Origin of the sequence: Acinetobacter sp. YH12076, from assembly GCF_013419525.1 — a bacterium.
In the GTDB taxonomy this organism is placed as follows: Bacteria; Pseudomonadota; Gammaproteobacteria; order Pseudomonadales; family Moraxellaceae; genus Acinetobacter; species Acinetobacter amyesii.
Genome location: NZ_VOZY01000012.1, coordinates 1 through 13,323 on the forward strand (window position 1 = coordinate 1; position 13,323 = coordinate 13,323).

Sequence of the window (13,323 nt, forward strand, 5' to 3'; positions counted from 1 at the left end):
AGATCCATGCACGTGTAGCAGTCCTTAACAGATTTACGGAATTAGGTCGCCCACTTACCCAAGTTACGCCTTAAATTTGGATCAATTAGGGGCGCTTTGCATTTCAAATCTTTGTGCAACAAAGCCTAGTGAAATTATTTTTATCGTTAGTACGCTGTTAAAAGGGTTGTATAGGGACGTATTAGATGAGTCATCTACTATACGGCAACTATTTATATTAACACATAATATCTATTTTAATTCAGAAGTTACTTCATTTAGAGGTGGAAAAGGGTTCGATAAGAAAAATGTGAGCTATTATTTGGTTAAAAAAATTATAGGAAATAGTAAAATTGATTACTATGAAAAAAATCCTATTATTAATTCTTATGAATACTTGTGGAGTGAGTACAGGAATCTAGAAAATAATAGCGTTATTGGTGTGCAAAATATTATGAGACGAATACTTGAAAATTATTTCAAGTATTGGGGGAATAGCGGTTTAAATCAAATTGTGGATAAATTTGAAGGGCGGGAGAAAGTTTTAGTCAATTCATTGATTGATTGGATGCACTCAGGATCACATAATATTTTTGATGATTATAACTTATCAACGCAATCAACAGATATTGATCAATATAAGTTAGTTTTTCGAAAGGTCTTTGAGCATACTCAACAACTTGGACACTACAATATGATGATGAGGATTGAAGAGGAACAACTAACTTAGAGTATTGTATAAATTTTTCACCACTGATAAGATATATCTTAATAAATCTTAAGGTGTATCTTTGCTATGTCAAATTCAGACCTTCTCGACGGTAGCGATAGTCCAGTTAAAACCCGCAAACGCCTGTTTGAAGCAGGGCACATGAAACTATTAGTGCTGCATCTTATCTCCCAAGCACCAAAGTTCAGCTATGACATCATTAAAGATGTAGGAAATGTCGTTGGCGGCGGTTACAGTCCAAGCACAGGCACCATTTACCCAACGCTGAACTACCTAGAAGAACAGCAGTACATACATGCAGAACTCAATACAGACGACCGTAAGCAATACAGCATTACCCAACTCGGCATGCAGCACCTAGAAGCTGAGCAAGCGACTGTAGAAAAGATTCTGTGCCGTTTTGATACCCGTAAACAAATTCATAACAACGAACAATACGTCGACATTAAACGTGCAATGGAAAATCTAAAAGCATCACTGCGCATTAAAATTCAGCACTGTGAACTTACCCCTGAACAGGTGTATGCCATTGCGGAAAAAATCGATCAGGCGGCGGTCGAAATCAGCCGTATGGAGGTGTCTCAATGAAACAGCATCAATATGAAATTACGCTAAAACACGTGGCGGATGCAAAGGGCAATCCATCGACCTATGCAGAAGCTTTGCAGTTTAATGCCTATAACCATGATGACATGTTTAAGGTGCTGGAGCATTTGACCAAAGCGCAATTGTTAGATGATGAAAAGACCAAAGCCTTTGCCGTGGGTCTGAAACTGTTTGGTGAAACTTTGTTGGAAAATAAAGACAACCCTTTATTTAAGGAGTTTTTACCGCAATTTATTGAATTTATGAAAACCCTAAAACAAACTGTGAAAACTCAAAATGCACAATCAGCAACGATAGAACAAGGTGCAAGCCATGAATAATCTCCCAAAATTTCATCCTAAGCATCTCACGTGGTTAATGCCTTTGATCCTATCTGGCATTATGAGTGGTGCTATTTCTTGCTTTAATATTTTTTTAAAAGTCGGTGCGGTTGAGGGCTTCTTAGGGATTTGGTTACAAGCTTGGAGCCTATCGTGGATGATGGCATTTCCGCTGATTTTAGTGGTTTTGCCTTTGGTGCGTAATACTTTAATGAAGTTTGTGCGCCTACCGAATGAGCCTACATCCAAATAAAAGGAAAATTTTCTTAGTCATCGTCTGAGTGTGACTGCATCGCGCTTAGAATGATGGCTGTTAATTCAGTCAGTGATTTAACTCCTGCAATACGTTGAATGACTTGCCCGCGATAAAATACTAAGGTTGAAGGTAGTCCATAAACGTTATAGCGCAAGGTTAGTATCGGTGAGGAATCAATATTTACCTTGCCAAATTTGAGCTGTGTATGCTGCACGGACATTTGCTTTGCACACTGCTCAAATACAGGGAAGTTCTGCACACAGGGCGCGCACCAGTCTGCATAGAAACGAATCACGGCAAAACCATCGAACCATTCATAGTCGCTGGCGTTATCTTCGTTATATTCAACAACCTGAACCATGTGCTGCCTATTATTAATTTGCTAAATAGTCAGCCAATTATACATAAGTCCATTGTTATTCAATCTGTATGCTTTCTATGTTCAAATAGTGCAGAGATAGATGAATAGTCAATAATTGAAAAGGAAAAACAATGTCACAGCAAAGCATGCAGCAGGTCATTATTACTGAACCGGGCGGTGTTGAAAAACTGGCCTATGAAAGCGTTGCCATCCCAGATGTGAAAGCGGATGAAGTGTTGGTTAAAGTGCATGCCTTTGGTATTAACCGTCCAGACATTTTACAGCGCCAAGGCTTGTACCCAATGCCGAAAGGGGTAACGCCAGTACCGGGTTTGGAAGTGGCAGGTGAAGTGGTTGCTGTCGGTGCAGAGGTCACTTTGTTTCAAGTGGGTGATAAAGTCTGCGGTCTGACCAATGGCGGCGGTTATGCAGAATATTGCGTGGTGCCTGAAAGCCAAACCATTCGTATTCCTGAAGGTGTTAGCTTTACTCAAGCGGCAGCCATTCCTGAAACATTCTTTACAGTTTGGGCCAATGTATTCCAAATGGCGCATGCCAAAGCTGGTGAAACCGTACTGGTGCATGGCGGCGCAAGCGGTATTGGCACCACAGCGCTAATGTTATGTAAATCTTTGGGTCTTAAGTCATTTGCAACCGTGGGTTCAGATGAAAAAGTAGCAGCTATTTCAAATTTAACCACAGCCATTAACTATAAAACTCAAGATTTTGAGCAAGTGATTAATGATGCAACCGAGAACGGCGGTGTAGATGTGGTTTTGGATATGGTCGGTGCGCCGTATTTAGAAAAAAACTTAAATCTGCTGCGCCGTGACGGCCGTTTAGTCTATATCGCTTTCTTGGGTGGTGCAAAAGCCAAAGACGTGAAACTAGGTCAAATCATGATGAAGCGTTTGACCATTACCGGTTCAACCATGCGCGCGCGTAATACTGCAGAAAAAGCAGAGATTGCCAAAGGCATTCAGGAAAATGTTGTTCCGTTATGGTCTAAAGGTGAATGCCTGCCAATGATTTACAAAACATTTAAGTTTGATCAAATTCAAGAAGCACATGCAGCCATGGATACAGGCGACCATGTGGGTAAGATTGTGGTTGAAGTGATCTAAAGGATTATTTTTAAAACGCGATGTATTTGCAGGGTGTTTTAAAATAATAAAAGAGGGCGATGTCCCTCTTTTTTATTGTCTTACTAAACTTTAGGCATAAAAAAACCAGCTTATCGCTGGGTTCTTTATTACACCATCTTCAGTAGTAGAAGAATGGTGCCCGAGGCCAGACTCGAACTGGCACGCTTTGTGGGCGGGGGATTTTAAATCCCCTGTGTCTACCGATTTCACCACTCGGGCTTAACAAGATTGGAGGCGGAGGTCGGAATCGAACCGGCGTACACGGAGTTGCAGTCCGCTGCATGACCACTCTGCCACCCCGCCATGTCTTGTTGATGCGTATATTAGCAAGCTCTGAAAAAAAAACAATAGCAGATTCATCTGTATGAGCATAAAAGCAGCATACAAGGTAAAAAATTTAAAATAATCATGTATTATGTGCAAAATTGATTCATATCATCACTTGGAGAAGTGCCGTGGCATTAGTTTTAGATGGTCGTGCATTGGCGAAGAAAATTGAAGCTGACTTGTTGACTCGCGTAGAAGCGCTAAAAGAGAAAACTGGTCGTACCCCAATTCTTGCGACTATTTTGGTAGGTGACGATGGTGCATCTGCAACTTATGTGCGTATGAAAGGGAATGCTTGCCGCCGTGTTGGTATGGATTCATTAAAAGTTGAGCTTCCTAAAGAAACCACAACTGAGCAATTGCTTGCTGAAATTGAAAAATTGAATGCAAACCCAGATGTTCACGGTATTTTGTTACAACACCCAGTACCTGCTCAAATTGATGAGCGTGCATGTTTCGATGCGATCTCTCTTGAAAAAGACGTGGATGGCGTGACCTGCTTAGGTTTCGGCCGTATGGCGATGGGTGAAGCTGCATATGGTTCAGCGACTCCTGCAGGTATCATGACCATTCTAAAAGAAAACAATATTGAAATCGCAGGTAAACACGCGGTTGTTGTGGGTCGTTCTGCAATTTTGGGTAAACCAATGTCTGCGATGCTACTTGAAGCGAATGCAACAGTGACCACTTGCCATTCACGTACTCAAAACTTGGCTGACTTTGTTAAACAAGCTGACATTATTGTAGGTGCGGTTGGTAAAGCAGAATTGATTCAAAAAGATTGGATCAAACCGGGTGCTGTAGTGGTTGATGCTGGCTTTCATCCACGTGATGGCGGCGGTGTAGGTGATATCCAATTGGTGGGTATCGAAGAAATTGCTTCTGCTTATACACCAGTACCGGGTGGCGTAGGTCCAATGACAATCACAACATTGATTCGTCAAACTGTTGAAGCTGCTGAAAAAGCGTTAGGTTAATCTTTAGACCTCTCTCTTGCGAAGCAGTGCTTCTCATCTCCTAAAAGTATAGGGAACTGATCGTCTCAAATTGATTCTATGTTGCTCCCTCTCCCTGTGGGAGAGGGTTGGGGTGAGGGTGCTTTTTTATAAATAATCCTCTCCTTAACCCTCTCTTGCGCTTCAATTTAAAAGCAGTGCTTTAAATTTTGCTCAGGAGAGGGAACTTCCGATCTTAATTTAGGCTTTTATGACACTAAAACTCTGCATATTCGAAAAATAAAATTCCAATGAGCTGTACTTTCCAATTCCCTCAAGCCCCTGAGCACCTCCTTAAAGCACTGCATGAAGTCATTCCGCATTGTGAATTACATGCACAACAGTTGCCTGAAACACCTATTTCTCTATGGTTGATTCCACCCGTATTTCCAACGGATAAAATGGATGACGAAGTCATTCGAAGGATTTGGAACGACACGCCGTATTGGATCTTTTGTTGGGCTTCAGGACTTGCTATGGCGCAGTGGTTATTGGCTGAGCCGCATCATGTCAAAGATAAAGTGGTGTTGGACTTTGGTGCAGGTTCAGGCGTGGTGGCGATTGCCGCGAAAATGGCAGGGGCGAAACGCGTGATCTGCTGTGATATCGATCAAGTAAGCCTAGATGCTTGCTGTGCGAATGCTGAGCTGAATAATGTTGAACTCGAATATTTAGACGATCTGTATAAAGCCGAACAAGTCGATATTTTATTGGCTGCCGATGTGCTATATGACCAATGCAACCGTTTCTTTTTGGATGAGTTTTTAAAGTTTGCTCCAGAAGTGTGGGTGGCAGATAGTCGGGTGAAAAACTTTAGTCATCCTAAATATGAAAAACTCGATGAACGAAGCGCGACGACATGGCCTGATTTGGATGAATCACCTGAGTTTCGTAATGTGAGTTTTTATAAAACCCTATAAATATTGAACCCATAAAAAATAAGACGCTTAAAGCGTCTTATTTTTTATATTTTGAACAGCAAATTTGATTAAGAACAGGTATAGCGAACCACACGTAAGGTGGCAGGGCGAGCATCGAGTGCATCACGCGCGCCTAAGTTTTCAGAGTTACGTAGATCAGGAGTATTTGATAGACCGAAGTTCGCACGTGTATTACCAATTTGACGGCCGTACTGGGTATTTTCCAAAGCAGGATTTGCAATTTCGTTCACGCTTAAGATTTGTAATTTATAGGTCTTTTGCGTATTTAATACTTTTTGGCAAGCACGCTGTAATTTATTGGCATCCAGTTGTTGGTTTTGGCGACCCGCTAAAGTATATGCAAGTGTTGCGCTATCTGCAGATTTGGACTCTATTTGAAAGCCCGTTTGACCATTAAAAGCACGTGGAGTGCTTTGGCAAGCAGCCATCGACATTGCAACAATACCCAAACTTAAAACTTTGTAAATATTTTTCATCATTCATTCGCCGTGTGTATTTGTATGTTCAGTATGCCATAGTCCGTCTGTCGACTCGATGGCGAAAACCAAGAAAGCCAAAGAAGTTTGATTAAATCTTTGATGCAGCCGAAACGATGAGTAGATGGAAATGGAGATAAAAAAAGCTCATCAAAATAGGCTTTGATGAGCTTAAGTGGAATAGCAGGGCTGAGCGAATTAATCGTCAGTGATCATGCTATGTTTTTTAGTATCTTTCATGAAGACATAGGTAATTAAAGATAAACCAATCATGAATGTAATGTAGTAGAAGAAGTAGTTTTCATGGCCTGCATTTTTGAAGCTCAAAGCTACAAGTTCTGCTGTACCACCAAAGAGTGTATTTGCAATGGCATAAGGCAATGCAACACCTAAGGCACGGATGTGTGCAGGGAACAACTCTGCTTTCACTACGGCATTAATCGCAGTATAACCAGTGACAATCACCATACCGCTCATGCAAAGCATAAATGCTGTGGTTGGGCTGGTAGTTGAACCGATACCATTGAAAATAGGAATGGTAAACAGTACACCAAGCACACCAAAGGCGATCATGATTGGCTTACGACCAATTTTGTCTGAAAGCGCACCTACAGCAGGTTGTAAAAGCATAAAGATGAAAATCGCAGCAGTGGTAATTTCGGTAGCTGTGGTTTTCTCAAAGCCAGACGTGTTGACCAAATATTTTTGCAAATAAGTTGTAAAGGTGTTGAACGCTAAAGTACCACCGGCAGTTAACATGATCACAGTGAAGGCTTGTTTAGGGTATTTGGTAAATAACGCTAAAGCCCCTGATTTTGGACCACCATTTTTAGCTTGTTCTTGAGCTTCTTTAGAGGATTGAGTTTCAACTAAACCGCGACGAATCCAGAACACCACAATTGCGAGCAAAGCACCGATAAAGAAGGGAACACGCCAGCCCCATTCAGTTAAAGCTTGTTCTGAGAAATTACGCTGTAAAATAATTAAAACGCAAAGTGCCAGTAGCTGACCTGAAATCAGTGTGACATATTGGAAACTTGAGAAGAAACCACGATGGTTTTTACCTGCCATTTCAGTCAAATAGGTCGCACTAGAGCCATATTCACCGCCGACACTTAAGCCTTGGAGTAAACGCGCTAAAAGTAGAATAGCGGGTGCGAGCATCCCTACAGAATCGTAGGTTGGTGCACATGCGATCATCAGTGAGCCGACACACATCAACGATACAGACAGCGTTAAACCTGCTTTACGACCTTTACGGTCAGCATAAATACCCATGACCCATGCGCCGATTGGACGCATTAAGAAACCGAGTGCAAAGACTGCAGCTGCTTGTAAGAGTTTTACAGTATTGTCACCGTCAGGGAAAAATTGCGGTGCAAAGTAAAGGGTAAAGGCAGCGTAGACATACCAGTCGTACCATTCAACGAGGTTGCCGGCAGATCCGCCGAGGATAGATTTGACACGAGTTTTTCTATCCAATTGTTCAGGAACAACTGGCTCAGATGAGTTTGACACATCATTCTCCAAGGAATGAATGCAAAACATATCCATTTAAACTCTTTGGGAAAAGTTTAAATCAATATATTTTGTCGAAATGGGAGATAGAACTATATTTATTTAATTTATACTCCTGTTGTTGCAGAAAATCATGCGACTTTAGTCTATAAAATGCGATTTTTTTGATCAGATACATTTTTTACGACTAAATGAAAACAACAAAGCCTCATAAGTTGAGGCTTAGATTGAAAAAACATGCTGTTTTTGATCAGCTTGATCGATAAGTCATCATCAAATGAACCTGATCAATGCTCCTGAATTTTGGAATGGTGTTTGGTGTCTTTCATAAAGACGTAGACCAATAACGAAATAAAAATCATGATGGTTACATAGATGAAAAACCATGACTCGTGACCAGCTTCTTTAAAACTTAGCGCAAAGAATTCTGCTGTACCACCAAAGATGGTATTTGCAAGTGCATAAGGCAGCGCAACACCCAATGCGCGAATATGTGCAGGGAACATTTCTGCTTTTACAACCGCATTGATCGAGGTGTATCCCGTGACAATCACTAGACCTGCGAGACAGAGCCAAAATGCGGTCCAATAATCTTGAGTTTGTCCTAAGGCACTAAATAGAACATAGGTGAACAGCACCCCTAAGATCCCGAAGGCAATCATTAGAGGCTTACGACCAATTTTATCGGATAGACCGCCTGCAAGTGGCTGTAAGCACATAAAAATAAACAGTGCTAAAGTGGTGATTTGCGTGGCCTCAGGTTTACTAAAGCCAGAGGTATTGACCAGATATTTTTGCAAATAGGTGGTGTAGGTATAAAAAGCCAATGTACCCCCAGCTGTTAAAAATAACACCGTGAATGCTTCTTTCGGATAATGCTTAAATAGAGAAAATAAGCCTGATTCAGGCTGGTCCTTTTGCTCTTGTGCATTTTTAAAGGATTGAGTTTCTAGTAGGCCACGTCGAATACGGAAAACCACTACCGCTAAACACGCACCGATAAAGAATGGAATACGCCAGCCCCAATCATTCAATTGTTCTTCGGTCAGCAACCATTGCAAAATAAGTAGTACGCACAGTGCAGTCAACTGACCTGCAATCAGTGTCACATACTGAAAGCTTGAAAAAAAACCACGACGGTCGCGGTCAGCCATTTCACTAAGGTAGGTCGCACTGGCGCCATATTCTCCTCCGACACTTAAACCTTGAATTAGTCGTGCAACCACAAGAATAATCGGCGCCAAAATACCAATTTGGTCATGCGTTGGAGAAATAGCAATCATCAATGAGCCGATACACATGAGTGTGACGGAGAGGGTTAAACCTGACTTTCGACCTTTTTTGTCTGAATAGATCCCCATAATCCATGCACCAATGGGTCGCATGAGGAAGCCGACTGCAAAGATGGCCGCAGCTTGGAGAAGCTGTGCAGTCTGGCTACCTTGAGGGAAAAAAGCATGGGCGAAATAGAGGGTGAATGCTGCATAGACATACCAATCGTACCATTCAACAAGATTACCGGCTGAACCACCGAGAATGGATTTCACTCGGGTCTTTGTATCTAAATTTGATTGAGTAACAATTTCTTCCGTCATTTTAAAATCCATCTTTTTTTATTGTGTGAAAATATCTTATGCGTATCGAAAAGCATGAAATGTAAACTAAAAAAGAGGTTTTGTTTAAAAAGTGTACAAATCAACAACTTGTCATGAATTTTGCTTTGAATAATGGCTTGGGCCTTAAAATGATTGATTTCATACTTGAGCCAGCAGGCTTTTAAACGTACATTTAAAATATAACTTCTCATTTAATGAGGAATACAAAAACTCAGCGTAAGGATATCGTGACCAAAATAGGTATCTGGATCAAAAAATCATGATCAATGAGAAAAAATAAAAAAGCAAAGAAAACGAAGCATTGTTGAATAAAAAGATAGAGTGGGAGGGAGCGATGAATACACAACAACAATTAGTATATGACATGGTGGTCATTGGTGGTGGAATAAATGGTGTTGGTATTGCTTGTGATGCAGCGGGGCGGGGGTTAAGTGTTTTGCTCTGCGAAAAAGACGATCTCGCGAGCCATACTTCATCTGCAAGTAGCAAGTTAATTCATGGTGGTCTTCGCTATTTAGAGCATAAAGAATTTCGTTTAGTACGTGAAGCGCTTGCAGAACGCGAAGTTCTGCTTAAAAAAGCCCCTCATATTATTCGGCCTATGCGTTTTATCATGCCACATGAACCGCACTTACGTCCGGCTTGGCTAATTCGGACTGGATTATTCTTTTATGATTATTTGGGTAAGCGAGAACAGCTTGCTGGCTCCAATGGAATTGAATTTGATGTGAAAGTTAGTCCTTTAGCACCCAGATTTACTCGAGGGTTTGAATATTCCGACTGCGTTGTGGATGATGCACGCTTGGTTGTACTCAATGCAATACAAGCACGAGAACATGGTGCACAGATTCTGACTCGAACAGAATGTTTAAATGCATATAGTAAAGGTGGCATTTGGCAGGTGTGTTTGAAAAATGCCAAGGGTTTGCAAAATGTGCAGGCTAAAGTATTGGTGAATGCGGCAGGTCCTTGGGTTGCTGACTTTATAAAACAGGGGTTAAAGCAAGAGTCACCTTATAGTATACGGCTGATACAGGGTAGCCATATCATTGTTCCAAAGCTCTTTGACGGTGATAAAGCTTTTATTATGCAAAATGATGATCATCGCATTGTTTTTGCGATCCCATATTTAGAACAATATACCCTGATCGGCACGACAGATCGTGAATATCATGCAGACCCAAATCGAGTAAAGATAAGCCAAGAAGAAATCGATTACTTGCTTGATGTGTCAAATGATCACTTTAAAACTCAATTGACGCAAACGGACATAATTTCAACCTATTCAGGTGTGCGTCCGCTGTGTGATGATGAATCAGATAATCCAGCAGCAGTCACGCGAGATTATACTTTGGCACTGACCGATGTAGAAGGTGCAGCATTGCTATCAATTTTTGGTGGCAAGCTCACCACCTATCGAAAACTCGCAGAAGCGGCGCTAGATCAACTTAAAACTGTTTTTCATCATCGATCCAAGCCTTGGACTGCTGATACAGCATTACCTGGTGCGGAAAATTTAGAATCAATCGAGCAGTTGATAGCTGAAATCCAACAAAATGTTAAAGGTGTTTCAAACAGTCTAGCAAGTCGTTGGGCGCATGCTTATGGAACACGTGTCTGGATTTTGCTGAATCATTTAACTTCGATTGATGAGCTTGGGCAAAACTTCGGGCATGGCTTGTATGCTCAAGAAGTAGATTATTTGGTTGAGCATGAGTGGGCGAGAAGCTCTGAAGATATTTTGCAAAGACGCACAAACTTATATTTGCAATTCAGTGCATCTGAAGTTGATGTTTTGGACGAGTACTTAATGGCAATACGTATAAAGCAAAAAGCTCAAGATGTGGCTTAGTTGATATAAAAAAGACCGCGCAAGGCGGTCTTTTAAATCTTTCTTAATCCCTCTTTTAAAGGAGGGAAATTAAAGGCCGATTAAGCAGATTTTTTTACAGCTTCTAAAAGTTCGTCTTGACGTACTTTAAGTGCTTTTGGTAAGCGATCACCAAGTTTGTTGAACAATTCAGTGTGGCTTTCAAGTTCTTTGATCCATTGATCTTTGTCTTGAGAAGTTACCAGGTCAAATTGTTCTTTAGTGAAATCAGAACCAGTCCAGTTTAGCTGTTCGTAAGTAGGTACACGGCCGATTGGAGTTTCAACAGCATCAGCACGACCTTCACAACGATCGATGATCCACTCAAGAACACGCATGTTTTGACCGAAACCAGGCCATACGAAGTTACCTTCAGCATCACGACGGAACCAGTTCACGTTGTAGATACCAGGAAGCTTGTTACCAGCAGCAGCAGCTTTCTCGCCAACTTTCTCACCCATTTCTAACCAGTGAGTGAAGTAGTCAGCCATGTTGTAGCCAGCAAATGGAAGCATCGCAAATGGGTCGCGACGAACGATACCTTGTTGACCAACAGCAGCAGCAGTTGTTTCAGAGCCCATAGTTGCAGCTTTGTAAACACCGTCAACCCAGTCAAATGCTTCTGAAATTAGAGGCACTGTGTCTGCACGACGACCACCGAAGATGAACGCAGAAATTGGAACACCTGCTGGATTTTCCCAGTCAGCATCAATAGAAGGACATTGACCAGCTGAAACAGTGAAACGAGCATTTGGATGAGCTGCTTTTTCTTCGCCGGTGTGTGGTTGACCTTTCCAGTTAGTCAAGTTAGCAGGCGCTTCTTTAGTCAGACCTTCCCACCATACTTCACCTTCGTCAGTTACAGCAACGTTGGTATAGATTACGTCTTTATGAAGAGTCGCCATACAGTTCGGGTTAGTCTTGGTATTTGTACCAGGTGCTACACCGAAGAAACCAGCTTCAGGGTTGATTGCATATAAACGACCATCTTCACCTGGTTTGATCCAAGCAATATCGTCACCTACAGTTTCAATTTTCCAACCTTCGTAACCCGCTGGTGGAATCAACATCGCGAAGTTTGTTTTACCACAAGCAGAAGGGAATGCAGCTGCGATGTAGTGTTTTTCGCCTTGTGGGTTAGTCACACCAAGGATTAGCATGTGTTCAGCTAACCAACCTTGTTGACGACCCATAGAAGATGCAATACGTAAAGCTAGGCATTTTTTACCCAACAATGCGTTACCGCCGTAACCAGAACCGTAAGACCAGATTTCACGAGTTTCTGGATAATGAACGATGTATTTTTCAGGGTTGCAAGGCCAAGCAACGTCTTTTTGACCTTCTTCAAGCGGAGCACCAACAGTGTGTACGCAAGGAATGAAGTCACCGTCAGTACCAAGTACGTCATAAACAGCTTTACCCATACGAGCCATTTTAGACATGCTTACAGCAACGTAAGGAGAATCAGTAAGTTCGATACCGATGTGAGCAATATGAGAACCTAAAGGACCCATAGAGAAAGGAACTACGTACAAAGTACGGCCTTTCATTGAACCGTCAAATAAACCATTCAGACGAGCACGCATTTCAGCTGGAGCTTCCCAGTTGTTTGTTGCGCCTGCATCTTCTTGTTTTTCAGAACAGATGTAAGTACGACCTTCAACACGAGCAACGTCAGAAGGATCAGAATTAGCAAGGTAAGAACCAGGATGTTTTTCTTGGTTAAGTTCTTGCATAGTGCCGTTAGCGATCATCAAGTCGATATAACGTTGATATTCTTCTGCGCTACCGTCACACCATTCGATTTTTGCTGGTTTGGTTAATTTGGCAATTTCTTCCACCCAAGCAATGAGCTTAGGGTGACGAACGAATTCTGGTGCGTTCACTTGGGTCATGGTGAGGCCTATCTCAAAAATGTACTAACCGTACAAAGTATAATCTGCATCATGGGATACATCATGCAGATAAAAGATGAAAAAAAAGTGGCTGTATTAAAGCATAAAATCATAAAAAAAATAAGACTAAAGAAGTGGTAGATTTTTTTTGGTAGTTAATGCTATTTATATTAAATATAGATAAAATACAATAACTTAACATATTGTGTGGTGAATTTTCACTTTATTTATTAACGTGATGGACAATATTTTATATAGTTATTTTTAATAAAAACAAAAAGTTGCATG

Annotated in this window: 13 protein-coding genes and 2 tRNA genes; 8 read left to right on the plus strand and 7 right to left on the minus strand. The window is 41.4% G+C overall.

Annotated features, from left to right (window positions below):
• Positions 1–76: 76 nt before the first annotated feature.
• The 4 genes from FTU22_RS12295 (at position 77) to FTU22_RS12310 (ending at position 1,888) form a co-directional block, all read left to right on the plus strand.
• The gene (locus tag FTU22_RS12295; protein WP_180094692.1) at positions 77–709 is read left to right on the plus strand and encodes an AAA family ATPase; all 633 of its coding nucleotides are present in this window, start codon (positions 77–79) and stop codon (positions 707–709) included.
• Between the two features lie 66 nt (positions 710–775).
• Entirely contained in the window at positions 776–1,297 is a 522-nt protein-coding gene (locus tag FTU22_RS12300; protein WP_180094694.1) for a PadR family transcriptional regulator, read from the plus strand.
• A complete protein-coding gene (locus FTU22_RS12305; RefSeq protein WP_180094696.1) occupies positions 1,294–1,635 on the plus strand; it encodes a DUF3861 domain-containing protein in 342 nt (113 codons plus the stop codon). The genes FTU22_RS12300 and FTU22_RS12305 overlap by 4 nt, the downstream gene beginning before the upstream one ends.
• Positions 1,628–1,888 carry a DUF2798 domain-containing protein gene (locus FTU22_RS12310; RefSeq protein ID WP_180094698.1) on the plus strand — a complete coding sequence of 87 codons (261 nt, stop codon included), beginning with the start codon at positions 1,628–1,630 and terminating at the stop codon, positions 1,886–1,888. The genes FTU22_RS12305 and FTU22_RS12310 overlap by 8 nt, the downstream gene beginning before the upstream one ends.
• 13 nt (positions 1,889–1,901) lie before the next feature.
• On the opposite strand, the gene FTU22_RS12315 is transcribed toward FTU22_RS12310, so the two are convergent.
• Positions 1,902–2,252 (minus strand): co-chaperone YbbN, encoded by a 351-nt coding sequence (locus tag FTU22_RS12315; RefSeq protein WP_180094700.1) that lies wholly within the window; start codon positions 2,250–2,252, stop codon positions 1,902–1,904.
• A gap of 131 nt (positions 2,253–2,383) precedes the next feature.
• On the opposite strand from FTU22_RS12315, the gene FTU22_RS12320 reads away from it, so the two are divergent.
• Positions 2,384–3,376 (plus strand): NAD(P)H-quinone oxidoreductase, encoded by a 993-nt coding sequence (locus FTU22_RS12320; RefSeq protein ID WP_180094702.1) that lies wholly within the window; start codon positions 2,384–2,386, stop codon positions 3,374–3,376.
• A gap of 154 nt (positions 3,377–3,530) precedes the next feature.
• Here the strand turns inward: FTU22_RS12320 and FTU22_RS12325 are convergent.
• Positions 3,531–3,616, minus strand: a tRNA-Leu gene (locus FTU22_RS12325).
• Between the two features lie 10 nt (positions 3,617–3,626).
• Positions 3,627–3,700 (minus strand) — tRNA-Cys (locus FTU22_RS12330).
• A 152-nt stretch (positions 3,701–3,852) separates the two neighbouring features.
• On the opposite strand from FTU22_RS12330, the gene folD reads away from it, so the two are divergent.
• Complete coding sequence (gene folD, locus FTU22_RS12335; RefSeq protein ID WP_078189885.1) at positions 3,853–4,701, plus strand: bifunctional methylenetetrahydrofolate dehydrogenase/methenyltetrahydrofolate cyclohydrolase FolD; 849 nt, start codon at positions 3,853–3,855, stop codon at positions 4,699–4,701.
• A 269-nt stretch (positions 4,702–4,970) separates the two neighbouring features.
• Complete coding sequence (locus tag FTU22_RS12340; protein ID WP_180094704.1) at positions 4,971–5,639, plus strand: methyltransferase; 669 nt, start codon at positions 4,971–4,973, stop codon at positions 5,637–5,639.
• 68 nt (positions 5,640–5,707) lie between these two features.
• On the opposite strand, the gene FTU22_RS12345 is transcribed toward FTU22_RS12340, so the two are convergent.
• The 3 genes from FTU22_RS12345 to FTU22_RS12355 all read right to left on the minus strand — a co-directional run bounded on the left by FTU22_RS12345 (position 5,708) and on the right by FTU22_RS12355 (position 9,261).
• A complete protein-coding gene (locus FTU22_RS12345; RefSeq protein WP_078193296.1) occupies positions 5,708–6,136 on the minus strand; it encodes a hypothetical protein in 429 nt (142 codons plus the stop codon).
• A gap of 198 nt (positions 6,137–6,334) precedes the next feature.
• Positions 6,335–7,654, minus strand: a complete 1,320-nt coding sequence (locus tag FTU22_RS12350; RefSeq protein WP_078190125.1) for an MFS transporter — start codon at positions 7,652–7,654, stop codon at positions 6,335–6,337.
• A gap of 287 nt (positions 7,655–7,941) precedes the next feature.
• Complete coding sequence (locus tag FTU22_RS12355) at positions 7,942–9,261, minus strand: MFS transporter (RefSeq protein ID WP_180094706.1); 1,320 nt, start codon at positions 9,259–9,261, stop codon at positions 7,942–7,944.
• 343 nt (positions 9,262–9,604) lie between these two features.
• On the opposite strand from FTU22_RS12355, the gene glpD reads away from it, so the two are divergent.
• Positions 9,605–11,122 (plus strand): glycerol-3-phosphate dehydrogenase, encoded by a 1,518-nt coding sequence (gene glpD / locus FTU22_RS12360; RefSeq protein ID WP_180094708.1) that lies wholly within the window; start codon positions 9,605–9,607, stop codon positions 11,120–11,122.
• 80 nt (positions 11,123–11,202) lie between these two features.
• On the opposite strand, the gene FTU22_RS12365 is transcribed toward glpD, so the two are convergent.
• Entirely contained in the window at positions 11,203–13,035 is a 1,833-nt protein-coding gene (locus tag FTU22_RS12365; protein ID WP_180094711.1) for a phosphoenolpyruvate carboxykinase (GTP), read from the minus strand.
• Positions 13,036–13,323 lie beyond the last annotated feature (288 nt).